Here is a 25,236-nt window from a genome sequence, read left to right as displayed (position 1 = left end):
ATAAGGTAGAAACTATTATTTTCCTAAGCAGAATTGACTAAATAGTTGATCAATCAATTCATCACTAGCAGATTCACCAATAATTTCACCTAATAATTCCCAAGTACGCGTTAAGTCAATTTGAACCATATCCATAGGAATACCTGATTCAGCTGCATCAATCGCATCTTGAATAGCATTTCTAGCTTGCTTTAATAAAGAGATATGTCTTGAATTAGATACATACGTCATATCTTGGTTTTGAACATCGCCACCAAAGAATAAATCTCGTATTTGTAATTCTAGTTGATCAATACCTTCTTGTTTAAGCATAGATGTTTGGATAAGTGGTGTATCACCAATCATTTCTTTTACTTCATTTATATCTAAGTTTTGTTCTAAATCAGTTTTGTTAACAATTACAATGGCATCTTCATTTTTAATAACTTCATATAATGTACGATCTTCTTGTGTCAATGGCTCATTGTTATTTAATACAAATAAGATTAGATCTGCTTCACTTAAGGCTTTGCGTGAACGTTCGACACCAATTTTTTCAACGATATCTTCAGTGTCACGAATACCTGCAGTATCTACCAATCTTAATGGTACACCTCTAACATTGACGTATTCTTCTAAAACGTCACGAGTTGTACCTGCAACTTCAGTTACGATGGCTTTATTATCTTGAATAAGGTTATTTAACATTGACGATTTCCCTACATTTGGTTTACCAACGATAACGGTTGAAAGACCCTCTCTCATAATTTTACCTTGTGTTCCAGTTTCTAATAATAGATTAATTTCGTTTTTAATCTTTTTAGATTGCTCTAATAGGAACTCAGTTGTAGCATCTTCAACATCGTCGTATTCGGGATAATCAATGTTCACTTCTACTTGCGCGAGAATTTCTAAAATGGATTGACGTTGTCGCTTAATTAAATCACTTAGTCGCCCTTCGATTTGGTTCATGGCAACTTTAGAAGCACGATCTGTTTTAGAACGAATAAAGTCCATAACAGCTTCAGCTTGTGATAAATCGATACGCCCGTTCAAGAATGCACGCTTTGTATATTCGCCTGGCTCTGCCATTCTTGCACCATGCGTCATTGTAAGTTCTAATATTCGATTAATTGTTAAAATACCACCGTGACAATTAATTTCAATAATGTCCTCGCGTGTAAATGTTCTTGGTGCTCTTAGTACAGATATCATAACTTCTTCAACAACTTCATTTGTTTCAGGATCTACGATATGACCATAATTAATCGTATGTGAATCTACGTCTTCTAACTTTTTCTTTCCTTTATATAGCTTATCTCCAATTTCAACGGCTTGTGGTCCAGATAAACGGACAATACCGATTGCTCCTTCACCCATAGGTGTTGAAATACTTGTTATCGTATCAAAATCCATGATTATCCTCGCCTCCTTATTCAAGTAAAATTTCATTATAACATTGTAATTTGCTTCTATAAAAATTGCTAATAAGTTGATTTTTCACTCATAAGGTAAGACTTCGGTTTGTCTAACCTCAGACTAACGGGCGTCTAAAACTCCCCTACCCTCTTATTTAATCTTTTTATTAAAGACCTTTGCAATTTTTAATACATGTTCTAAGCTACCCTGGATTTCAAGTGTAGTCATATCCTTAGCTGGTTGCCTAGCAATAACGATAATATCACGTGCAATAATATCTTCTTTATGAATTTTGAAATTCTCCCTTATCGCACGTTTAATTCTATTTCGAGTCACTGCATTGCCTAATTTTTTAGATACACTAATACCTAATCGAAAATGATCTTTATTACTATTATAGGTATAAACAACAAACTGTCTATTTGCTACCGATTTTCCTCTTTTATAAATCGTTTGAAAATCAGTGTTCTTTTTTATACGGTAAGCTTTCTCCACGTTCACATCACTCGCTTATTTTATTCTTTGCCATCTTAGTTAAGTTAGTTTTGATATAGCGTATCTCAATTTATACCTATTCAAACGAAAAAAAAGACCACTGAGAAGTCAGTGATCTTATGCTGATAAAACTTTACGGCCTTTACGACGACGACGTGCTAAAACTTTACGGCCATTTTTAGTGCTCATGCGTTTTCTGAAACCATGAACTTTACTATGTTTACGTTTATTTGGTTGATAAGTACGTTTTACCATGCAAAACACCTCCATCTACATATTTATCCAGCTCACTCGCTCTTGTAGTGATCCTGATTATTTTAATAGATAAATTATAATTTCTGATATCAGAATTCTTGTTTTAATTCAATTTTATCTAGTCATAATTCAAGCAACTACTACAATATAACAAATTACTATTTATAAAGCAAGCAGCATTTGCATTAAGATGTTATTTTTTTAACCACTCGTCAACATCCATTTTTTTAATATTTATACATTTCGCTATACGTGCGTCTTACACACTTTATTCATTTTAAATTCATCTTTATAAATTATTTCCCAAAGCTGTTGTAGTACATAAAGTTGAGTTTTTAAAATTATCCACTTATACACATACGAGATTCAAATTTCTGTGGATAATATATTCACTATTAACAGATTTATACCAAGTTTAACAACATATTCACACCTATTTGACATCTCTCTAAGTTAAAAAGTATAATTATGTGGATAAGTCGTCTAACTCATTATTTTTAAAGGATTTATTTATTGATTTTATATACGTATTTAGTGTGAATAAATCATAGCATACATAAAGTTATCCACTGAATGTTATTAACTTGTGGATAATTATTAACATGCTGTGATTATTTTTATCCACTTATCTAAATATCTGTGTATAAGTCCTAAATTTAAAAGAAGATGGAGTTTATTTTATGTCAGAACAAGAAATTTGGAAAAAAGTATTAGAAGTTGCTGAATCAGAAATATCTAAATCGACATTTAATACTTTTTTGAAAGATACAGAACTCAAAGAAATACGTGATAATGTTGCAATCATCTTTGTAATTCATGAATTTTACGCAGAATGGTTAAATTCAAACTACAAAGAAGTAATCCAAACAATTATGAAAGATATTATTGGTTATGAAGTTGAACCCAAATTTTTCACTGCTGAACAATTAGCTGAACTTGATGAGACAAGTCGTAAATCTAACACGCCAAGCGAACCTCAACGTCAAATCATTGAAGATGGTCATGAAGGCACAGATCAATTCAATACTCACAATACATTTGATACTTTCGTCATTGGACCTGGCAATAGATTTCCACATGCAGCAAGTCTTGCAGTTGCTGAAGCACCAGCACAAGCATATAACCCTCTATTTATATATGGTGGCGTTGGTCTTGGTAAGACACATCTTATGCATGCGATCGGTCATCATGTTCTTAGCAATCAACCAAATGCTAAAGTACTATATACTTCAAGTGAAAAATTCACAAATGACTTCATCAAATCAATTCGTAACAATGAACCTGAAGCCTTTAGAGAGAAGTATAGAAATATCGACGTGTTACTGATTGATGACATTCAATTTATTCAGAATAAAGAACAAACGCAAGAAGAGTTCTTCCATACATTTAATGAATTACATCAAAATAAGAAGCAAATTGTCATTTCAAGTGACCGTCCACCTAAAGAAATTGCAAAATTAGAAGACCGTTTACGTTCACGTTTCGAATGGGGATTAATCGTTGATATTACTCCCCCTGATTATGAAACACGTATGGCGATTCTTCAGAAAAAAATCGAAGAAGAGAATTTAGAAATTCCTGCTGAAGCTTTAAATTATATTGCTAATCAAATTCAATCAAACATCCGTGAATTAGAAGGCGCACTCACACGTTTGCTTGCCTATTCTAAACTTCAAGGAAGACCTATAACGACTGAATTAGCAGCAGAAGCGCTCAAAGATATTATTCAAGTTCCTAAATCTAAAAAAATTACAATTCAAGATATTCAAAAAGTCGTTGGACACTACTACAACGTTCGCATCGAAGATTTCAGCGCAAAAAAACGTACAAAATCAATTGCTTATCCACGTCAAATCGCGATGTATTTATCAAGAGAACTTACTGATTTTTCATTACCTAAGATTGGTGAAGAATTCGGTGGTCGAGATCATACGACAGTGATTCACGCGCACGAAAAAATCGCTAAAGATATTAAAGCCGATACAATTTTTAAACAAGAAGTTGAAGATTTAGAAAAAGAAATTCGCAACCAATAAGATAAAAGTTGAAAACTGTTATACAACAGATTATGAAATGATAAAGTGGGAAATAAAAATAGTGACAAGTTATTATGGTATAAAAAGCATTAATTAATAATAAACGTCATAAACATTTTATTCGTAATTGTGGATAATGTTTAAAAGTAATACACAGCATCAACAGTTTATCCACATGTGTATAACTTTGGCACAAAAGGATTTTCTTAACATATCCACTAATCCACAAGCCCTACTACTATTACTATGAATTTAAAACCTATATAATTATATATAAACGACTGGAAGGAGTTTAAATTAATGATGGAATTCACAATTAGAAGAGATTATTTTATTAATCAATTAAATGACACATTAAAAGCCATCTCACCAAGAACAACATTACCAATTTTAACGGGTATCAAAATCGATGCTAAAGATAACGAAGTCATTCTTACTGGTTCAGATTCTGAGATATCTATTGAAATTACAATCCCTAAACAAGTAGATGGTGAGGATATTGTCACTATTTCTGAAACAGGTTCAGTTGTACTTCCTGGTCGTTTCTTCGTAGATATTATTAAAAAACTACCAGGTAAAGATGTTAAATTATCAACAAATGAACAATTTCAAACACTGATTACTTCAGGACATTCTGAATTTAACTTAAGTGGTTTAGATCCTGATCAATATCCATTATTACCTCAAGTATCACGTGATGATGCAATCCAATTATCAGTAAAAGTATTAAAAAATATCATTGCACAAACAAATTTCGCAGTGTCCACCTCAGAAACACGCCCAGTACTTACTGGTGTTAACTGGCTTATACAAGATAATGAATTAATATGCACTGCGACCGATTCACACCGCTTGGCTGTAAGAAAGTTAAAATTAGAAGATGACTCTGAAAACAAAAATGTCATCATTCCAGGTAAAGCTTTATCAGAATTAAATAAAATTATGAGTGATAGCGATGAAGAGATTGATATTTTCTTTGCTTCAAATCAAGTTTTATTTAAAGTTGGAAATGTAAACTTTATTTCTCGCTTATTAGAAGGACATTATCCTGATACAACACGTTTATTCCCTGAGAATTACGAAATTAAATTAGGCTTAGACAACGGTGAATTCTATCACGCAATTGATCGTGCCTCTTTATTGGCACGAGAAGGTGGCAACAATGTTATTAAGTTAAGTACGGGTAATGATGTTGTAGAATTATCATCTACGTCACCTGAGATTGGTACTGTAAAAGAAGAAGTTACAGCAACGGATGTAGAGGGTGGCAACTTGAAGATTTCTTTCAACTCTCGTTATATGATGGATGCGTTAAAAGCGATAGATAATGATGAAGTTGAAGTTGAATTCTTTGGTACGATGAAACCATTCATCCTTAAACCAAAAGAAGATGATTCTGTTACACAATTAATTTTACCAATAAGAACGTATTAGTTTTAAAAGCTTTTAATTTGGAGTTACGACGAATTCAAAAGAAATTCTGTCGTAACTCCTTTTATTTAATTTAAGCTCATTCAGCCTTTAATATAGACACAAAAGTTATTCACTAGTGTATAACTCTAAATAATATATCATCAAGCTAAAATGGCCCTTAAAATTAAAAATCAGGCTATTCTCTATACAACCTCAATTGTAATCTTCAATTTTCTTAAAAAAAGCCGCTTCAAATTGAAAAATATAACTAATTTTCCTACTAAAATTAAATATGTAAAAAGATATTGTGAAGTAAACGGTTTCACATTCCATTTTAAATGAAATTTAAACCTAAAAAAGGTATAATATATTAATGACACATAAAGAAACGGAGTGATTATTTTGGTTCAAGAAGTAGTAGTTGAAGGCGATATTACGTTAGGCCAATTTCTTAAAACGGAAGGCATTATTGAATCAGGTGGACAAGCTAAATGGTTCTTACAAGATGTTGAAGTTCTAATTAATGGCGAGCGCGAAACACGTCGTGGTAAAAAACTAGCTAACCAAGATCGAATTGATTTCCCAGATATCCCTGAAATTGATTCTGTAATCATTATTCATCAAGGTGAACAATGAAACTTAAAACACTCCAATTAGAAAATTATCGTAACTATGAAGAAGTTACGCTCGAATGTCATCCTGATGTGAATATTCTGATCGGAGAAAATGCACAAGGGAAGACGAATTTGCTTGAATCAATTTACACATTAGCTTTAGCCAAAAGTCATCGTACATCGAATGATAAGGAGCTTATACGGTTTAACTCAGAGTATGCTAAAATAGAGGGTGTACTAAATTATAGACATGGAACGATGCCACTAACGATGTTTATAACTAAAAAAGGTAAACAAGTAAAAGTGAACCACTTAGAACAAAGTCGACTAACTCAGTATGTTGGACATCTTAACGTGGTTCTTTTTGCGCCAGAAGATTTAAATATTGTCAAAGGCTCCCCTCAGATACGAAGACGCTTTATTGATATGGAATTAGGTCAGATATCTGCAGTATATTTAAATGATTTGGCTCAATACCAGCGTATTCTCAAACAGAAGAATAATTACTTAAAGCAACTGCAATTGGGCCAGAAGCAAGACACTACAATGTTAGAAGTCTTAAACCAACAATTTGCACAATATGCTTTAAATGTAACGTTGAGACGAGAGCATTTCATCAAAGAATTAGAATCATTGGCTAAACCGATTCATGCGGGTATCACGAATGAGAGAGAAACGTTGTCATTAACTTATTTACCAAGTATTAAACTCAGTGATATGAGCGAAGATGAACAGACGTTATTGGACGAAGTGATTACGCTATTGAATGACAATATTAAGCGAGAAATGGATAGAGGCGTCTGTTTATTTGGACCACATAGAGATGATTTGGGCTTTAATGTAAATGATATGGATGCACAAACATATGGATCTCAAGGGCAACAACGTACGACTGCATTATCCATTAAATTAGCAGAAATAGAGTTAATGAATATTGAAGTTGGAGAATATCCAATCTTATTATTGGATGATGTGTTAAGCGAATTAGATGATTCTCGACAAACACATCTATTAAGCACGATTCAACATAAAGTACAAACCTTTGTAACAACAACATCTGTAGACGGCATAGATCATGAAATTATGAATAATGCTAAGCTTTATCGAATCAATCAAGGTGAAATTATAAAGTAATAGAAAGTGATGGTGAATACATTGTCAGATGTAAACAACACAGATAACTATGGTGCTGGACAGATACAGGTATTAGAAGGGTTAGAAGCCGTTCGTAAAAGACCTGGTATGTATATAGGGTCAACTTCAGAAAGAGGTTTGCACCACTTAGTATGGGAAATCGTGGATAACAGTATCGACGAGGCACTTGCTGGTTATGCAAATCAAATCGAAGTTATTATTGAAAAAGACAATTGGATTAAAGTAACTGACAATGGTCGAGGCATTCCTGTTGATATTCAAGAAAAAATGGGTCGTCCAGCAGTTGAAGTTATCTTAACTGTACTGCATGCTGGTGGTAAATTTGGCGGTGGCGGTTATAAAGTATCTGGTGGTCTACATGGTGTAGGTTCTTCAGTTGTTAACGCATTGTCTGAAGATTTAGAGGTATACGTTCATCGTAACGATACAATCTATCATCAAGCATATAAAAAAGGTGTACCTCAATTTGATCTTAAAGAAGTAGGTAGCACTGATAAAACAGGCACAGTCATTCGCTTTAAAGCAGATGGTGAGATATTCACTGAAACAACTGTTTATAACTATGAAACGCTACAAAAGCGTATTAGAGAGCTTGCATTCTTGAACAAAGGTATTTCAATCACTTTAAGAGATGAGCGTGAAGATGTAGAGCAACGCGAAGATACATATCACTATGAAGGCGGTATTAAATCTTACGTTGAACTATTAAACGAAAATAAAGAGCCTATTCATGAAGAACCTATTTATATTCATCAAACTAAAGATGATGTAGAAATAGAAATCGCTATGCAATATAACAGCGGTTATGCAACGAACTTATTATCTTATGCGAATAATATCCATACTTATGAAGGTGGTACGCATGAAGATGGTTTCAAACGTGCCTTAACGCGTATATTAAATAGCTATGGAACACAAAGTAAGATTATCAAAGACGATAAAGAAAGATTGTCTGGTGAAGATACACGTGAAGGTTTAACAGCCGTCGTATCAATTAAACACGGTGATCCTCAATTCGAAGGACAAACTAAAACGAAATTAGGTAACTCTGAAGTACGTCAAATTGTTGATAGATTGTTTGCCGAGCATTTTGAACGTTTCTTATATGAACATCCAAATGTTGCACGTATCGTTGTGGAAAAAGGAATTATGGCATCACGCGCACGTGTCGCAGCTAAGAAAGCACGTGAAGTGACACGTCGTAAATCAGCTTTAGAAATTTCAAGCTTACCAGGTAAACTTGCAGACTGTTCAAGTAAGAAACCTGAAGAAAGTGAAATCTTCCTAGTAGAGGGTGACTCTGCCGGGGGGTCTACAAAAGAAGGTCGTGACTCTAAAACACAAGCTATCTTGCCATTAAGAGGTAAAATCTTAAACGTTGAAAAAGCACGTTTAGACCGTATTCTTAACAATAATGAAATACGTCAAATGATTACAGCTTTTGGTACTGGTATTGGTGGCGAGTTCGATATCTCTAAAACACGTTATCATAAAATTGTAATCATGACAGATGCTGATGTGGATGGCGCGCATATTAGAACTTTATTACTAACGTTCTTCTATCGTTTCATGAGACCACTAATCGAAGCGGGATATGTATATATTGCACAACCGCCATTGTATAAATTAGCTCAAGGCAAACAAAAATATTATGTATTTAATGATCGTGAACTTGATAAATTGAAATCAGAATTAAGCCCTACACCTAAATGGCAAATATCACGTTATAAAGGTTTAGGAGAAATGAATGCGGATCAATTATGGGAAACGACTATGAATCCTGAAAACCGTATGATGTTACAAGTTAAATTAGAAGATGCGATTGAAGCAGACCAAACATTTGAAATGTTAATGGGTGATGTAGTTGAAAATCGTAGACAATTTATCGAAGACAATGCAGTATATGCGAACTTAGATTTCTAAGTTAACGTCTAGTATTGAAAATCTTGAAGACTGTACAGCATAATGGCTTGCAGTCTTGCTATTTTAAGTGAATTGATTATAGAAGGAGGATATCTTGATGGCTGACTTACCTCAATCAAGAATAAATGAACGAAATATAACCAGCGAGATGCGCGAATCATTCTTAGACTATGCAATGAGCGTTATCGTTTCACGTGCGTTACCTGATGTACGTGATGGTTTAAAACCTGTACACCGTCGTATCTTATATGGCTTAAATGAACAAGGTATGACACCTGATAAACCATATAAAAAATCAGCACGTATTGTTGGGGATGTAATGGGTAAATATCACCCTCACGGAGACTCATCAATCTATGATGCCATGGTCAGAATGGCACAAACATTCAGTTATCGTTATCCACTTGTCGATGGTCAAGGTAACTTTGGTTCAATGGACGGCGATGGTGCCGCTGCCATGCGTTATACTGAAGCGAAGATGACTAAGATTACGTTAGAATTACTGCGTGATATTAACAAAGATACAATCGATTTTCTAGATAACTATGATGGTACTGAAAGAGAGCCGGAAGTCTTACCTTCTCGTTTCCCTAACTTATTAGTTAATGGTGCATCAGGTATCGCTGTAGGTATGGCAACAAATATTCCTCCTCACAATTTAACTGAAGTCATCAACGGTGTTTTACATTTAAGTAAGAATCCAGATGTAACGATTGCAGAACTTATGGAAGATATTCAAGGCCCTGATTTTCCAACAGCTGGTTTAATTCTAGGGAAAAGTGGCATCCGACGTGCTTATGAAACAGGTCGAGGATCAATTCAAATGCGTGCACGTGCGGAAATTGAAGAGCGAGGTGGCGGTCGCCAACGTATCGTAGTGACTCAAATCCCGTATCAAGTTAATAAAGCGCGTATGATTGAGAAGATTGCAGAACTTGTTCGTGAAAAGAAAATTGAAGGTATTACTGATTTACGTGATGAAACAAGTTTACGTACTGGCGTTAGAGTAGTAATCGATGTTCGTAAAGATGCAAATGCCAATGTTATTTTAAACAATTTATATAAACAGACACCATTACAAACTTCATTTGGTGTTAATATGATTGCACTTGTTAATGGACGTCCAAAATTAATCAATTTAAAACAAGCTTTAGTTGAATATTTAGAACATCAAAAGACAGTTGTACGTCGTCGTACTGAATACAACTTGAAAAAGGCGAAAGACCGAGCACATATCTTAGAAGGTTTACGTATAGCGTTAGATCATATCGATGAGATTATTACGACAATTCGTGAATCAGAAACAGATAAAGTCGCTATGGAAACATTGCAAGAGCGTTTTAAATTGTCTGAACGTCAAGCGCAAGCTATTTTAGATATGCGTTTGAGACGTTTAACTGGTTTAGAACGAGATAAAATTGAAAATGAATACAACGAATTACTCGGTTATATTTCTGAACTTGAAGAAATCTTAGCCGACGACGAAGTTTTACTTCAATTAGTTCGTGATGAGTTAACTGATATTAAAGAACGTTTTGGTGACGAACGTCGTACAGAAATTCAATTAGGTGGCTTAGATGATTTAGAAGATGAAGATTTAATTCCTGAAGAACAAATCGTCATCACATTAAGCCATAATAACTATATTAAACGTTTACCAGTTTCAACGTATCGTTCACAACACCGTGGCGGACGCGGCGTTCAAGGTATGAATACATTGGAAGAAGATTTCGTAAGCCAACTTGTAACGTTAAGTACACATGACCACGTTCTATTCTTCACGAATAAAGGTCGTGTTTATAAACTTAAAGGATACGAAGTTCCAGAATTATCTCGCCAATCTAAAGGTATTCCAGTTATCAATGCGATTGAATTAGATAATGATGAAACAATCAGTACGATGATTGCTGTTAGAAACCTTGAAGATGAAGATAGTTACTTAGTATTTGCAACTAAAAATGGTATTGTGAAACGTTCTGCTTTAAGCAATTTCTCACATATCAATAAGAACGGTAAGATTGCGATTGGATTCAAAGAAGACGATGAATTAATTGCAGTACGTCTTACAGATGGTAACCAAGATATCTTGATTGGAACATCTCATGCTTCATTAATTAGATTTGCAGAAACAAGTTTACGTCCATTAGGTCGTACTGCTGCAGGTGTAAGAGGTATCTCATTACGTGAAGATGATGTCGTTGTAGGTCTAGATGTTGCACATGCCGATAGCGAAGATGAAGTGTTAGTCGTCACTGAAAATGGTTATGGTAAACGTACGCCAGTGAGCGAATATCGCTTATCAAATCGTGGTGGTAAAGGTATCAAGACTGCGAAGATTACTGAACGTAATGGTAATATCGTTTGTATCACAACTGTTAATGGCGAAGAAGACTTAATGATTGTTACAAATAGTGGTGTTATCATTCGTTTAGAAGTAGAAGATATTTCTCAAAATGGTCGTGCAACTCAAGGTGTTCGCTTAATGAAATTAGGCGATGATCAATTTGTATCAACAGTTGCTAAAGTTATTGATAAAACAGAAGATGAAGATGCGACTGAGGCTGCCCAAACTGAAAATGGTGAATCAAATGCAGAAAGTACTGAAAGTCCTAGTGAAGAAGTAATTGATGATGATACACCAGGTAACGCACTTCATACTGAAGCGGACGAAGAAACTACAGTTTCATCTGATGAAGATGCAACAGATGAACGTATTGAAGTTAGACAAGACTTCATGGATCGTGTAAATGAAGACATTGAAAATGCATCAAACAATGATGAAGATGACGAAAACTAAAGAATAGAAGGCTAATCAATTATAGAAAGCTACAACAATATTGATTTCTTCAACAAATAAGACTTCCCTAATACCAGGGAAGTCTTATTTGTTATATTTAATTTAGTTTTCTAATTCTTTCATAACGTATGGAATTTCACTAATTAGACGTGAAGGTGGTACGACATACATAGATTCAGATAATTTCTCTCCAATATAACTATGTGTATAAGTTGCGCTTGTGATCGCATCTCTAAAATCATCAAATTGTCCAACAAAGCTTGTAATCATACCAGCTAAGGTATCTCCCATGCCACCAGTCGCCATTGCCGGTGTACCAATGGTAAGTCTATATTCTTTGTCTTTGAAGAATATTTCAGTACCGTGTTTTTTCAGTACAACTGCAGCACCTAACTTATCTACAGCTTCTCTATTACGTTCATAAGTTTGTTCTTCAATAGGGATGCCACTCAAACGTTCCCATTCCTTTTGATGTGGCGTGAAGATAACACGGCAAGTTGGGATATCAGGTTTTAATTTACTAAATATCGTTATAGCATCACCATCAACAATTAAGTTTTGATGTGGCTGAATATTTTGTAGTAAAAACGTAATTGCGTTATTACCTTTGAAATCGACACCTAAGCCTGGTCCAATTAAAATACTATCTGTGTTCTCAATCATTTTAGTTAACATTTTAGTGTCGTTAATATCGATAACCATCGCTTCTGGGCAACGAGAATGAAGTGCAGCATGATTTGTAGGATGTGTAGCTACTGTAATTAATCCACTTCCACTATAAACACACGCACGCGCAGCCAACATGATTGCGCCCCCTAAATTGGCACTTCCACCTATCAGTAGAATCTTTCCATAGTCACCTTTATGTGTCTCTTCTTTTCTTTTCGGAATATTAACTGTTGTTAATGTTTCCATGAATTAAACCCTCCCTTGAAGACGTTTCGAACGTATAATACTAAATTGTAAAAATGTGATTATTGTCAATTCTATATATAACTCAAATTTTAAGTGACGATGAGATGCGTAGCGAAAGCATCAACAACTAACTCGCTTGTTGAGTTTTAAATTTGAATGTTTGTTTATGACCTTTTTAAATACAATAGAAAATATTATACCTGTGAATGACTTTCGTCAACACTATTATGAAGATTATTTTGTAATGAATGATGGGAAGTGATTATGTTGGTTAATAGAGGGTGTTTACGACTAGCATGAATATAATATTATTTACCATTTACTTGCTAATTATAAAGGAGTTTGCTATATTAAAAATAACTTAATAAGTTATTGTTCGTGGGACAAGTAACATAATCAATTAATTTCAGAGAGCTTGTGTTGAGTGTGAACAAGTAATTGATTGTTATGCGAATCTACCTACAATTGTGAACAATCGGTAATAACCGTTATTTTAAGGAAAGTGCAATTTGATACATATGTAGTGTTAAATTGTTAAATAGGGTGGCAACGCGTAGACCACGTCCCTTGTAAAGGGGATGTGGTCTTTTTTTATTGAAAATATGCATGTTATCCGAAATTAAATTTTTCAAAAATTGGGAAGGATGAGTATTACATGTTAGACATTAGACTATTTAGAGAACAAGCAGACACAGTCAAGAGCAAAATTGAATTACGTGGAGATGATCCTAAAGTAGTTGACGAAGTATTAGAATTAGATAACGAACGTCGTCAATTAATCGGTAAAACTGAAGAAATGAAAGCACGTCGTAACAAAGTAAGTGAAGAAATCGCTGAAAAGAAACGTAACAAAGAAAATGCAGACGACGTAATCAAAGAAATGCGTGAACTTGGTGACGAAATCAAAGAAAACGACGCTAAACTTAACGAAGTGGATAATAAAGTTAGAGATATCTTAATCCGTATCCCTAATCTAATTGCTGAAGATGTACCACAAGGGGATTCTGATGAAGAAAACGTTGAAGTTAAAAAATGGGGTACACCTCGTGAATTTGACTTTGAACCAAAAGCACACTGGGACTTAGTAGAAGAATTAAAAATGGCAGACTTTGAACGTGCTGCAAAAATTTCAGGTGCGCGTTTCGTATACTTAACTAAAGATGGTGCATTATTAGAACGTGCATTAATGAACTACATGCTTACTAAACATACAACGCAACATGGTTATATTGAAATGATGACACCTCAATTAGTTAACGCAGATACAATGTTTGGTACTGGTCAATTACCTAAATTTGAAGAAGATTTATTCAAAGTTGAAAAAGAAGGTTTATACACAATTCCAACTGCAGAAGTTCCATTAACAAACTTCTACAGAGATGAAATCATCCAACCAGGCGTATTACCAGAAAAATTCACTGCTCAAACAGCTTGTTTCCGTAGTGAAGCAGGATCAGCTGGTAGAGATACAAGAGGTTTAATCCGTTTACACCAATTCGACAAAGTTGAAATGGTTCGTATCGAAAAACCTGAAGATTCTTGGGACGCTTTAGAAGATATGACACAAAATGCTGAAGCAATTCTTGAAGAATTAGGTTTACCATATCGTCGTGTTATCTTATGTACTGGCGACATCGGTTTCAGTGCTAGCAAAACATACGACTTAGAAGTATGGTTACCAAGTTATGACAACTATAAAGAAATTAGTTCTTGCTCAAACTGTACTGATTTCCAAGCGCGTCGTGCTAACATCCGCTTCAAACGTGATGCCGCTTCTAAACCAGAATTAGCACATACTTTAAACGGTAGTGGACTTGCTGTAGGACGTACATTTGCAGCTATCGTTGAAAACTATCAAAATGCAGATGGTTCAATCACAATTCCAGAAGCATTAGTACCATTCATGGGTGGTAAAACTGAAATCCGTCCAGTTAATGGCTAATTCATTAGTTAGTAAGAAGTACAGATTAAAATGAATATGTTAAGGCTACATTGCAAATTCGCGGTAGTCGACTAAACTGAGAAAATGCTCTTACCGAGCTTTTCTCAGTTTTTTTTCGTCCTTACATATGAGATTCTATTATATTAAATTTAGTCCATATTCTCTTAGTATATTTCTAATAATTAATTGCATAAAATTCCACTTTTTCTTAATAAAGGGATGAAGTGAAAAGGGCTAATTTAGACTACTTTTTAAGAGGTAAATCAACCGTTGTCGACAAAAAACAGACACATTTAAAATCCTTTCAAATCAATACTTCTAAGTGGTCTTTCAGTCTAACATCACACAACCCTGCGTCTAATGTTGTTGCCACTCTAGCATCCGTATATTAGACTAAAATTATTAGTATATTACTTTATAAAAATAAAAAGAATAAAGGAGGTTACAAAGATGACATCACATGTGACATTTAAACAGGGCGTTAAAGAATGTATACCTACTTTATTAGGCTACGTTGGAATTGGACTATCATTTGGAATAGTGGCGGCTTCACAACACTTTAGTATCATCGAGATACTATTATTATGTTTGCTTGTTTATGCTGGTGCAGCACAATTTATTATATGTGCACTTGTGGCTACTGGAACACCGATTTCTGCCATTGTCCTTACAACATTGATTGTCAATTCACGTTTCTTCCTACTTTCAATGACGTTAGCACCTAATTATAAAGATTATGGTATTTGGAATCGACTAGGCTTGTCTTCAATTTTGACAGATGAAACCTTTGGTGTTGCAATCACGCCTCATTTAAAAGGGGAGAAGATAAACGATCGTTGGTTACATGGATTGAATCTAACTGCATATTCATTTTGGGCACTAGCAAGTATTGTTGGTGCGTTACTCGGTAAATACATATCTAATCCAGATATGTTAGGTCTTGATTTTGCGATTACCGCGATGTTTATCTTTTTAACAATGGCACAATTTGAATCAATTACTTCATCTAAACTTAGAATTTACATAGTACTTATCGTATTTGTCATCGTGATGATGCTCAGTTTAAGCTGGTTCATGCCGTCATACGTCGCAATTTTAATTGCATCTATGTTAGCAGCAACATTAGGGGTGGTGATGGATAAATGACAACATCTTGGCACATGTTTATATTAATCGTGTTGTGTGGACTTGTAACTTTAATTATTCGAGTAGTCCCATTCTTAATGATTTCACGTATTCAACTTTCAGAAACGGTAATTAAATGGTTATCGTTTATACCAATTACATTATTTACAGCCCTTATATTAGATGGCATTATCGAGCAACAAGAGGGCGTAGCAGGATATACACTCAATATCCCATTTGTTTTAGTAACAATTCCAACTGTTTTTGTTGCGCTTTTTACACGAAGTCTTACGACAACAATATTAGTGGGTATTGTTCTTATAGCAGGTTTACGTTTCTTCTTTTAGAAAAGGCAGAACCCAACAACTAACAATTGAAGTTGGTTATACAATTAGATACAATAAAAGTCTAGAACATAAATGGTACATTGATACTATTTTATAAATACGCAGTAAATGAATAGAGATAAAAAACTTATTAAGAGAAGTGGAGGGACACGGCCCTAAGAAACTTCAGCAACCGACGATGCATACGCACGGTGCTACTACCAACGAGATACTCGAATGATAAGTAATGGAGACAAATCGCCTCATACTTTAAGAATAGAGTATAGGCGATTTTTTTATTTAAAAGGAGGTAACCGCATGACCAATTACACAGTAGAAACATTAAATCTAGGACCCTTTACAACTGAATCAGGTGAAATGATTGATAATTTACAATTGCGTTATGAACATGTAGGCTATGCTGGTCAACCGCTTGTTGTAGTGTGTCACGCACTTACTGGTAATCATCTAACATATGGCACAGATGAAGAGCCTGGTTGGTGGCGTGAAATTATAGACGGTGGTTATATGCCGATTTATGATTATCAATTTCTAACGTTTAATGTTATTGGTAGTCCTTTTGGTTCAAGTTCTCCTTTAACTAATCCAAATTTTCCAAAGCATTTAACTTTGAGAGATATTGTAAAAGCTATTGAATTGGGCATACGCGCACTTGGCTTCAACAAGATTAATATTTTAATTGGTGGTAGTCTAGGTGGTATGCAAGTCATGGAGCTTCTATATAATCACCAATTCGAAGTGGATAAGGCGGTTATTCTAGCAGCAACTGATAAGACGTCGTCATATAGTCGTGCTTTCAATGAAATTGCACGAGAAGCGATTCATCTTGGTGGCAAAGAAGGTCTTAGTATTGCGCGACAATTAGGCTTTCTAACGTATCGTTCATCTAAAAGTTACGACCAACGCTTTTCACCAGATGAAGTGGTGAGTTATCAACGACATCAAGGTAATAAATTTAAAGAAACGTATGATTTGTCATGTTATTTAACAATGCTAAATGTTTTAGATAGCCATAATGTTGATCGCGGACGTACGAATGTAGATGATGTTTATCAATCTCTAGATACTAAGGTCTTAACAATGGGATTTACGGATGATTTATTATATCCAGATGATCAAGTGAGGGCAGTAGGGGAGCGATTTAAATATCATCGTCATTTCTTTGTTCCAGATAATGTAGGTCATGATGGCTTTTTATTAAATTTTAATGATTGGGCACCTAACTTGTATCATTTTCTTAAAGTGACGAAATTTAAGCGGAAATAGACGAAGCGGGTAGGTCGCTATGGAAGTAAAAACACATTGTTATAGTCTTATGCTATACCTCAATCTTCACAATTTGTTTTAATTTTGCTTAGAGGTTAAAATAGAAGTTATAGTCAAAATAGTATAGGAGTGGCGAATTTGTTTTCAAAAGTACATCCTAAAGCAACAATTATAGGAACAATTGCACTTGTTATGGTTGCTTTAGTTACGTATGTATTACCAGTACTTGGATTAATTCTATGTTTATTCGCTACAATTCCAGGTATTATTTTATGGAATAAGTCTATTCCATCATTTGGAATTGGAGCTTTGATCACAGTTATTCTTACCACATTGTTGGGTAATACATTTGTATTAAGTGCCATGATTTTAGTTTTAATACTTAGCTTTATTATTGGCCAATTATTGAAAGAACGTGCCTCTAAAGAACGCATCTTATTTATAGCTACAACATATTTAAGTATATTTACTTTAGTCGCATTTATGTTATTACAAACGTTTAAAAAGATACCTAGCGCTACGACATTAATTAAGCCTTTTAAAGATACAATGCATAATGCTGTTGTAACAACAGGTGTTGAAGCAGATTATAAAACAATCTTAGAAGAAGGTTTCCGTCAAACGGCAGTTCAACTTCCGAGTTTTATTATCATTACGGTCTTTATTTTAGTCTTAATTAATTTAATTATTACATTTCCAATTCTTCGTAAATTTAAAGTAGCTACACCAATTTTTAAACCTTTATTTGCTTGGCAGCTTAACCGTTCATTACTATGGGTATATATGGTTGTTTTACTTTGTGTAATGTTCGCTACTGAACCAAGTACTTTCCAAAGTATCGTGTTAAATTTCGAAGTTGTGTTATCATTACTGATGTATATCCAAGGATTGAGTGTAATTCATTTCTTTGGTAAAGCAAAACGTATACCAAACGCTGTAACGATATTGCTGATGGTTGTGGGGACAATTATTACACCAGCAACACATATCATTGCATTACTTGGCGTACTTGATTTAGGAATTAATTTAAAACGAATGATTAAAAAATGACTTTAAAAAGTGAATAGAGGTGGAATAATGAACCGTCAATCCACTAAGAAGGCTCTACTGATACCATTTATTTTAATGGTACTCACTTCGATTGCACTTGTAGTTGTATGGTTTATCTTTAAACCATTAGTCGCTACAATTTCAGCAGCTATTTTAGTCGTGATGATTATTATTAGCATCGTGTTAGTCAGACAAGCCTTATTGAAAATGGATAATTATGTGGATAACTTAAGTGGTCACATCTCGGCTGGAAGTAACAGAGCAATTAAACGATTACCTATTGGTATGGTCGTGCTTGATGCTGATGACCATATTGAATGGATTAACCAGTACATGTCTGAACACTTAGAAACGAATGTCATCTCAGAACCAGTCAATGAAGTTTTTCCGAATATTTTAAAGCAGCTTGAAAAGGTACAAGAAGTTGAAATCGAACATGGTCAATATCATTACCACGTTCGACATTCAGAAGAAGAAAGTTGTTTATATTTCTTCGATATTACAGATGAAGTACAAACTAATGAGTTATATGAAGAATCGAAACCAATCATCGCAACGTTATTCTTAGATAACTACGATGAAATTACGCAAAATATGAACGACACGCAACGTTCTGAAATCAACTCAATGGTAACACGAGTGATTAGTCGTTGGGCATCAGAATACAACATTTACTTTAAACGATATAATTCTGACCAGTTCGTAGCGTATTTAAATCAAAAGATATTAGCCGAAATCGAAGAATCTAACTTTGAAATTCTTAGCCAATTACGTGAAAAGAGTGTCGGTTACCGTGCTCAATTAACATTAAGTATCGGTGTCGGAGAAGGTACAGAGAACTTAATCGATCTTGGTGAATTATCACAATCTGGTCTAGATTTAGCATTAGGTCGTGGTGGTGACCAAGTAGCTATCAAGAATATGAACGGAAACGTGCGATTCTATGGCGGTAAGACTGACCCGATGGAAAAACGTACACGTGTAAGAGCGCGTGTTATTTCTCACGCATTAAAGGATATATTAACTGAAGGCGATAAAGTTATCATTATGGGACATAAACGTCCTGACTTAGATGCTATAGGTGCGGCAATTGGGGTTTCAAGATTCGCATTAATGAATAATTTAGAGGCCTATGTTGTCTTAAACGAGGAAGATATTGATCCAACGTTACGCCGAGTGATGGATGAAATCGATAAGAAACCTGAGTTGAAAGAACGATTTGTTACATCAGATGAAGCATGGGATATGATGACATCTAAATCTACAATTGTCGTTGTGGATACGCATAAACCAGAAATGGTATTAGATGAGAACATTCTAAATAAAGCTAATCGTAAAGTCGTGATTGACCATCATAGACGAGGAGAAAGCTTTATTTCTAACCCATTATTAGTATATATGGAACCTTATGCAAGCTCGACTGCAGAACTTGTAACAGAGTTATTAGAATATCAACCAACAGAACAACGTTTAACACGTTTAGAATCTACTGTTATGTATGCAGGTATCATTGTTGATACACGTAACTTCACATTGCGTACAGGTTCTAGAACGTTTGACGCGGCAAGCTATTTACGTGCCCATGGTGCAGATACGATATTAACGCAACACTTCTTAAAAGATGACGTCGATACGTATATTAATCGTTCAGAACTTATTCGAACGGTTGAAGTTCAAGATAATGGCATTGCAATTGCACATGGTTCTAACGAAAAAATTTATCATCCTGTTACAGTTGCACAAGCTGCGGATGAGTTGTTAAGTTTAGAAGGTATAGAAGCTTCTTATGTAGTAGCTAAACGTGAAGATAACTTAATCGGTATTTCAGCACGTTCATTAGGCTCTATTAATGTTCAATTAACGATGGAAGCCTTAGGTGGCGGTGGTCACTTAACTAACGCTGCAACACAATTGAAAGGATTATCAATTGAAGAAGCGATTGAACAATTACAACAAGCAATTACAGAACAAATGAGTAGGAGTGAAGACGCATGAAAGTAATTTTCACACAAGATGTTAAAGGTAAAGGTAAAAAAGGCGAAATTAAAGATGTACCAGTAGGGTATGCAAATAACTTTTTAATTAAAAATAATTATGCTGTTGAAGCAACTCCAGGTAATTTGAAACAATTGGAACAACAAAATAAACGTGCTGAAGCGGATAGACAAAAAGAAATTGATGACGCTAAAGCCTTAAAATCAAAATTAGAAGAAATTGAAGTTGAAGTGAGTGCTAAAACTGGTGAAGGAGGCAAATTGTTTGGTTCTGTAAGTACTAAGCAAATTGCTGAAGCACTTAAAACACAACATGATATTAAAATTGATAAACGTAAAATGGATTTACCTCAAGGTATCCATGCATTAGGTTATACAAATGTACCTGTTAAATTAGACAAAGAAGTTGAAGGTAAAATTCGTGTTCACACTGTAGAGAAGTAAGAAGCGGGTAAAGTAGTTCTTTGTTTCTAATCATTAGAACTACTTACGTAAGTGCTGAAGCACTTAAGTTCATTAGAACTACTTACGTAAGTGCTGAAGCACTTAAGTTCATTAAAAACTATGTATTTGAGCGTCATTCAACTACGCTGCGTGAACTAATGACTAAAAATTTTCAAATAACAATGTTGCACTATGATTTGTGAAAATTAAGATGGATTTAGAGGTGTAATGATTAATGGATAATATGTATGAGCAAAAGCAAATGCCACATAATAATGAAGCTGAACAATCTGTCTTAGGTGCAATTATTTTAGATCCACAATTGATTAATTCGACTCAGGAAGTGCTCCTTCCTGAGTCCTTTTATAGAGGTGCCCACCAACACATCTTCAGAGCGATGATGAACTTAAATGAAGATGGTGATGAAATTGATGTCGTAACGTTAATGGATCAATTAACGAAAGAAGGTACATTAAGCGAGGCTGGTGGTCCTCAATATTTAGCGGAACTCTCAAATAATGTACCAACGACACGTAACATTCAGTATTATACAAATATCGTCGCAAACCATGCATTGAAGCGCAGATTAATTCAAACTGCGGATAGTATTGCCAACGATGGTTATGATAATGAACTTGAATTAGATGCGATATTAAGTGATGCCGAGCGACGTATTCTTGAATTATCCTCTAATCGTCAGAGTGATGGATTTAAGGATATTAGAGATGTATTAGGACAAGTTTATGAAACAGCTGAAGAGCTCGACCAAAATAGTGGTCAAACTCCGGGTATTCCTACGGGTTATCGTGATTTAGACCAAATGACAGCTGGATTTAACAGAAATGACTTAATTATCTTAGCTGCCCGTCCTTCAGTAGGTAAGACTGCCTTCGCTCTTAACATTGCTCAAAAGGTAGCGACACATGAAGGTAATTATACTGTCGGCATTTTCTCACTTGAGATGGGGGCAGACCAATTAGCAACACGTATGATTTGTAGTTCAGGTAATGTGGATTCCAATCGACTACGTACAGGTACGATGACAGAAGAAGACTGGAATCGATTTACAATAGCAGTCGGTAAATTATCACGTACCAAGATCTTCATTGATGATACACCTGGTATTCGAATTACAGACTTACGTTCTAAATGCCGTCGTTTAAAACAAGAACATGGTTTAGACATGATTGTGATTGACTATTTACAGTTAATTCAAGGTAGTGGTTCACGTGCTTCTGATAACAGACAACAAGAAGTATCTGAAATTTCACGTACTTTAAAAGCGATTGCTCGTGAATTAGAATGTCCAGTTATTGCATTAAGTCAGTTATCTCGTGGCGTGGAACAACGTCAAGATAAACGACCAATGATGAGTGATATTCGTGAATCAGGTTCTATCGAGCAAGATGCAGATATCGTTGCCTTCTTATACCGTGATGATTATTATAATCGCGGTGAAGGCGATGATGACGATGACGGTGGAAATTTCGAACCACAATCGAATGATGAAAATGGTGAAATTGAAATCATTATCGCTAAACAACGTAATGGTCCGACTGGTACTGTGAAGTTACACTTCATGAAACAATATAATAAATTTACAGACATTGATTATGCACATGCAGAAATGTCATAAAAAATATTTTACCGTACATTAAATTGCGTTGTTTATTTAATGTACGGTTTTTGTTTTGTTTTGATGATAGATTTCGAGCGTAAGTATGTGTAATGATTTTTTGATAAATGAGTTTAAATCGTTGTATTATCAAGGTTTTAACAGTTTTGTTAAATAAATTGACTTTAGAGTGTAGAACTAATATACGCTAAAATTAATGTTCGATTTTTATTTGCATTATGAGGTTCGTATTGATAGAATACTTAATGGTTAATTGAGAAAACTTTGGAGGTGCTCACATGTCATCAATCGTAGTTGTTGGGACACAATGGGGAGACGAAGGTAAAGGTAAAATTACAGATTTCTTAGCGGAACAAGCAGATGTTATTGCACGTTTTTCAGGAGGTAATAACGCAGGTCATACGATTCAATTTGGTGGAGAAACTTATAAATTACATTTAGTGCCATCAGGTATATTTTATAAAGATAAACTTGCAGTTATAGGTAACGGTGTAGTTGTAGATCCAGTTGCATTATTAAAAGAATTAGACGGTTTAAATGAACGTGGTGTATCAACTTCAAACTTACGTATTTCTAACCGTGCGCAAGTCATTCTTCCATATCACTTAGCACAAGATGAGTATGAAGAACGTCGTCGTGGTGATAATAAAATCGGTACTACTAAGAAAGGTATCGGACCAGCTTATGTGGATAAAGCACAACGTATTGGTATCCGTATGGCTGACTTATTAGAAAAAGAAACATTTGAAAGACGTTTAAAAGAAAACATTGAAGTTAAAAATGCATACTTCAAAGGCATGTTTAATGAAACTTGCCCACGTTTCGATGAAATCTTTGATGAATACTATGCTGCAGGTCAACGTTTAAAAGAGTTTGTTACAGATACTTCTAAAATCTTAGACGATGCATTTGTAGCTGAAGAAAAAGTTTTATTTGAAGGTGCACAAGGTGTCATGTTAGATATTGACCATGGTACATATCCTTTCGTAACTTCAAGTAACCCTGTTGCAGGTAATGTAACAGTTGGTACAGGTGTAGGCCCAACTTTCGTATCTAAAGTGATTGGTGTATGTAAAGCATATACATCTCGTGTAGGCGATGGTCCATTCCCTACAGAATTATTTGATGAAGATGGACATCATATTAGAGAAGTTGGTCGTGAATACGGTACAACAACAGGACGTCCACGTCGTGTAGGTTGGTTTGACTCAGTTGTATTACGTCACTCTCGTCGTGTTAGTGGTATTACAGACTTATCTATTAACTCTATCGACGTACTTACTGGTCTTGATACAGTGAAGATTTGTACTGCTTACGAATTAGATGGAGAAGAAATTACAGAATATCCTGCTAACTTAGATCAATTACGTCGTTGTAAACCAATCTTTGAAGAGTTACCAGGATGGGAAGAAGATATCACTGGTTGCCGTACATTAGAAGAATTACCAGATAATGCACGTAAATACTTAGAACGCATCTCTGAATTATGTAATGTACGTATTTCAATCTTCTCTGTCGGCCCAGATCGTGACCAAACAAACCTATTAGAACAATTGTGGTAAAAGAAAGGTGCGAAAGTGAGCGTTTAGGTTTTGAGCAGAATCGAAAAGTGAGCAAAATTGTTTCTCAAGTTTTGTCGAGCTTTGAGTATTTCTGCCGAAAAATCTGCTCACTGTAGCCCGTCTATCATTCCGGCAATATCATTTATTTGTAGGCATTGATTCGTTCAATGCCTATTTTTTTAGAAACATGAGTGTAAAAAGAGCGATAAATATAGCATTTGTAACCTTAAAACCATTGTTATTACAACGTTTATCCAAAAAATTAAGGAATTATAAAAAAATATTAAAATTATGTAAAAAATGTCTTGTCTTCAAAATAAAGCCTGTGCTATAATCTATCTTGTGCTTAAGAACGGCTCCTTGGTCAAGCGGTTAAGACACCGCCCTTTCACGGCGGTAACACGGGTTCGAGTCCCGTAGGAGTCACCATTTTTTAGGTCTCGTAGTGTAGCGGTTAACACGCCTGCCTGTCACGCAGGAGATCGCGGGTTCGATTCCCGTCGAGACCGTATTGCTTATCCAAAAGGATAGGCATTTTTTTTGCCTTCATTTTACTACTCATGAAAATCCACATTTTAAACTTTTTAGATATCCTTTTCAAAAAATCAAAAAATATACTAAAAGCTAAATATCGTAATACATTCTTTAGCATTACAAAAGTATGACGTCGCAACAGAATCTTAATATTATTCTTATGTTTAAAATAGAAAGCTTGCTACTAAACCATTGAGCCGTATCATCATTCTGTAATAATGGGTTGAATAGGCATCACTACGACTTTGGTCCCGTATTCAAAGGGTTCAACTTATTTGTAATATTAAATTAGAGTGGTAAACTTTAAACGAATATTATTCTATAATTTTAAATAT

Annotated in this window: 19 protein-coding genes, 2 tRNA genes and 1 riboswitch; of the genes, 17 read left to right on the top strand and 4 right to left on the bottom strand. The window is 34.7% G+C overall.

What is annotated here, in order from left to right:
* Window positions 1-15: 15 nt before the first annotated feature.
* The 3 genes from mnmE to rpmH form a co-directional block, all read right to left on the bottom strand.
* Complete coding sequence (gene mnmE, locus SBL16_RS07555; RefSeq protein WP_053016916.1) at window positions 16-1,395, bottom strand: tRNA uridine-5-carboxymethylaminomethyl(34) synthesis GTPase MnmE; 1,380 nt, start codon at window positions 1,393-1,395, stop codon at window positions 16-18.
* Between the two features lie 153 nt (window positions 1,396-1,548).
* The gene (gene rnpA / locus SBL16_RS07550) at window positions 1,549-1,899 is read right to left on the bottom strand and encodes a ribonuclease P protein component (RefSeq protein ID WP_160380507.1); all 351 of its coding nucleotides are present in this window, start codon (window positions 1,897-1,899) and stop codon (window positions 1,549-1,551) included.
* A gap of 111 nt (window positions 1,900-2,010) precedes the next feature.
* Window positions 2,011-2,148 carry a 50S ribosomal protein L34 gene (gene rpmH / locus SBL16_RS07545; RefSeq protein WP_000240855.1) on the bottom strand — a complete coding sequence of 46 codons (138 nt, stop codon included), beginning with the start codon at window positions 2,146-2,148 and terminating at the stop codon, window positions 2,011-2,013.
* A 680-nt stretch (window positions 2,149-2,828) separates the two neighbouring features.
* Here rpmH and dnaA point away from each other — a divergent pair.
* The 6 genes from dnaA (at window position 2,829) to gyrA (ending at window position 12,086) form a co-directional block, all read left to right on the top strand.
* Window positions 2,829-4,184 (top strand): chromosomal replication initiator protein DnaA, encoded by a 1,356-nt coding sequence (gene dnaA, locus SBL16_RS07540; RefSeq protein WP_107611648.1) that lies wholly within the window; start codon window positions 2,829-2,831, stop codon window positions 4,182-4,184.
* A 300-nt stretch (window positions 4,185-4,484) separates the two neighbouring features.
* The gene (gene dnaN / locus SBL16_RS07535; protein ID WP_011274360.1) at window positions 4,485-5,618 is read left to right on the top strand and encodes a DNA polymerase III subunit beta; all 1,134 of its coding nucleotides are present in this window, start codon (window positions 4,485-4,487) and stop codon (window positions 5,616-5,618) included.
* A 372-nt stretch (window positions 5,619-5,990) separates the two neighbouring features.
* Window positions 5,991-6,233: a S4 domain-containing protein YaaA gene (gene yaaA, locus SBL16_RS07530; protein WP_172458781.1), complete on the top strand. Its 243-nt coding sequence runs from the start codon at window positions 5,991-5,993 to the stop codon at window positions 6,231-6,233.
* Window positions 6,230-7,345: a DNA replication/repair protein RecF gene (recF, locus tag SBL16_RS07525; RefSeq protein ID WP_053018861.1), complete on the top strand. Its 1,116-nt coding sequence runs from the start codon at window positions 6,230-6,232 to the stop codon at window positions 7,343-7,345. The genes yaaA and recF overlap by 4 nt, the downstream gene beginning before the upstream one ends.
* A gap of 9 nt (window positions 7,346-7,354) precedes the next feature.
* Window positions 7,355-9,289 (top strand): DNA topoisomerase (ATP-hydrolyzing) subunit B, encoded by a 1,935-nt coding sequence (gene gyrB, locus SBL16_RS07520; RefSeq protein ID WP_107611649.1) that lies wholly within the window; start codon window positions 7,355-7,357, stop codon window positions 9,287-9,289.
* Between the two features lie 97 nt (window positions 9,290-9,386).
* Entirely contained in the window at window positions 9,387-12,086 is a 2,700-nt protein-coding gene (gene gyrA, locus SBL16_RS07515; RefSeq protein ID WP_053016919.1) for a DNA gyrase subunit A, read from the top strand.
* A gap of 102 nt (window positions 12,087-12,188) precedes the next feature.
* Here gyrA and SBL16_RS07510 read toward each other — a convergent pair whose 3' ends face one another.
* Window positions 12,189-13,001, bottom strand: a complete 813-nt coding sequence (locus SBL16_RS07510) for an NAD(P)H-hydrate dehydratase (protein WP_053030330.1) — start codon at window positions 12,999-13,001, stop codon at window positions 12,189-12,191.
* A 655-nt stretch (window positions 13,002-13,656) separates the two neighbouring features.
* Here SBL16_RS07510 and serS point away from each other — a divergent pair.
* The 11 genes from serS to SBL16_RS07455 all read left to right on the top strand — a co-directional run bounded on the left by serS (window position 13,657) and on the right by SBL16_RS07455 (window position 24,876).
* Window positions 13,657-14,943 carry a serine--tRNA ligase gene (serS, locus tag SBL16_RS07505; RefSeq protein ID WP_107611650.1) on the top strand — a complete coding sequence of 429 codons (1,287 nt, stop codon included), beginning with the start codon at window positions 13,657-13,659 and terminating at the stop codon, window positions 14,941-14,943.
* A 450-nt stretch (window positions 14,944-15,393) separates the two neighbouring features.
* Window positions 15,394-16,089 (top strand): AzlC family ABC transporter permease, encoded by a 696-nt coding sequence (locus SBL16_RS07500; RefSeq protein ID WP_016930926.1) that lies wholly within the window; start codon window positions 15,394-15,396, stop codon window positions 16,087-16,089.
* On the top strand, window positions 16,086-16,415 hold the full coding sequence (locus tag SBL16_RS07495; RefSeq protein ID WP_011274368.1) for an AzlD domain-containing protein: 330 nt from the start codon (window positions 16,086-16,088) through the stop codon (window positions 16,413-16,415). Before SBL16_RS07500 ends, SBL16_RS07495 begins: the two co-directional genes overlap by 4 nt.
* 124 nt (window positions 16,416-16,539) lie before the next feature.
* A riboswitch (SAM riboswitch) is annotated at window positions 16,540-16,641 on the top strand.
* Between the two features lie 71 nt (window positions 16,642-16,712).
* The gene (gene metX / locus SBL16_RS07490) at window positions 16,713-17,681 is read left to right on the top strand and encodes a homoserine O-acetyltransferase MetX (protein ID WP_107611651.1); all 969 of its coding nucleotides are present in this window, start codon (window positions 16,713-16,715) and stop codon (window positions 17,679-17,681) included.
* 123 nt (window positions 17,682-17,804) lie between these two features.
* Entirely contained in the window at window positions 17,805-18,731 is a 927-nt protein-coding gene (locus SBL16_RS07485; protein ID WP_223197227.1) for a YybS family protein, read from the top strand.
* A gap of 27 nt (window positions 18,732-18,758) precedes the next feature.
* Window positions 18,759-20,726, top strand: coding sequence for a DHH family phosphoesterase (locus tag SBL16_RS07480; protein ID WP_107611652.1), 1,968 nt, complete (start codon window positions 18,759-18,761; stop codon window positions 20,724-20,726).
* Complete coding sequence (rplI, locus tag SBL16_RS07475; RefSeq protein WP_107611653.1) at window positions 20,723-21,169, top strand: 50S ribosomal protein L9; 447 nt, start codon at window positions 20,723-20,725, stop codon at window positions 21,167-21,169. Before SBL16_RS07480 ends, rplI begins: the two co-directional genes overlap by 4 nt.
* 235 nt (window positions 21,170-21,404) lie before the next feature.
* A complete protein-coding gene (gene dnaB, locus SBL16_RS07470) occupies window positions 21,405-22,805 on the top strand; it encodes a replicative DNA helicase (protein WP_107611654.1) in 1,401 nt (466 codons plus the stop codon).
* Between the two features lie 278 nt (window positions 22,806-23,083).
* Window positions 23,084-24,367 (top strand): adenylosuccinate synthase, encoded by a 1,284-nt coding sequence (locus SBL16_RS07465; RefSeq protein ID WP_048667871.1) that lies wholly within the window; start codon window positions 23,084-23,086, stop codon window positions 24,365-24,367.
* Between the two features lie 354 nt (window positions 24,368-24,721).
* Window positions 24,722-24,796 (top strand) — tRNA-Glu (locus SBL16_RS07460).
* Between the two features lie 7 nt (window positions 24,797-24,803).
* Window positions 24,804-24,876 (top strand) — tRNA-Asp (locus SBL16_RS07455).
* Window positions 24,877-25,236: the final 360 nt, after the last annotated feature.

Source organism: Staphylococcus sp. NWU MK-U1, from assembly GCF_033283505.1.
In the GTDB taxonomy this organism is placed as follows: Bacteria; Bacillota; Bacilli; order Staphylococcales; family Staphylococcaceae; genus Staphylococcus; species Staphylococcus haemolyticus.
Note: the sequence above shows the minus strand (reverse complement) of the source record. Positions and strands in the feature narration are given on the sequence as shown.

Excerpts from the sequence above, each read along its gene's own strand:
- SBL16_RS07500 (WP_016930926.1), top strand. The coding sequence starts at position 15,394 with ATGACATCACATGTGACATTTAAACAGGGCGTTAAAGAATGTATACCT.
- gyrB (WP_107611649.1), top strand. The coding sequence starts at position 7,355 with ATGGTGAATACATTGTCAGATGTAAACAACACAGATAACTATGGTGCT.
- SBL16_RS07495 (WP_011274368.1), top strand. The coding sequence starts at position 16,086 with ATGACAACATCTTGGCACATGTTTATATTAATCGTGTTGTGTGGACTT.
- rplI (WP_107611653.1), top strand. The coding sequence starts at position 20,723 with ATGAAAGTAATTTTCACACAAGATGTTAAAGGTAAAGGTAAAAAAGGC.
- dnaA (WP_107611648.1), top strand. The coding sequence starts at position 2,829 with ATGTCAGAACAAGAAATTTGGAAAAAAGTATTAGAAGTTGCTGAATCA.
- dnaB (WP_107611654.1), top strand. The coding sequence starts at position 21,405 with ATGGATAATATGTATGAGCAAAAGCAAATGCCACATAATAATGAAGCT.
- serS (WP_107611650.1), top strand. The coding sequence starts at position 13,657 with ATGTTAGACATTAGACTATTTAGAGAACAAGCAGACACAGTCAAGAGC.
- mnmE (WP_053016916.1), bottom strand. The coding sequence starts at position 1,395 with ATGGATTTTGATACGATAACAAGTATTTCAACACCTATGGGTGAAGGA.
- SBL16_RS07465 (WP_048667871.1), top strand. The coding sequence starts at position 23,084 with ATGTCATCAATCGTAGTTGTTGGGACACAATGGGGAGACGAAGGTAAA.
- SBL16_RS07480 (WP_107611652.1), top strand. The coding sequence starts at position 18,759 with ATGAACCGTCAATCCACTAAGAAGGCTCTACTGATACCATTTATTTTA.
- metX (WP_107611651.1), top strand. The coding sequence starts at position 16,713 with ATGACCAATTACACAGTAGAAACATTAAATCTAGGACCCTTTACAACT.
- recF (WP_053018861.1), top strand. The coding sequence starts at position 6,230 with ATGAAACTTAAAACACTCCAATTAGAAAATTATCGTAACTATGAAGAA.
- rpmH (WP_000240855.1), bottom strand. The coding sequence starts at position 2,148 with ATGGTAAAACGTACTTATCAACCAAATAAACGTAAACATAGTAAAGTT.
- gyrA (WP_053016919.1), top strand. The coding sequence starts at position 9,387 with ATGGCTGACTTACCTCAATCAAGAATAAATGAACGAAATATAACCAGC.
- SBL16_RS07510 (WP_053030330.1), bottom strand. The coding sequence starts at position 13,001 with ATGGAAACATTAACAACAGTTAATATTCCGAAAAGAAAAGAAGAGACA.
- dnaN (WP_011274360.1), top strand. The coding sequence starts at position 4,485 with ATGATGGAATTCACAATTAGAAGAGATTATTTTATTAATCAATTAAAT.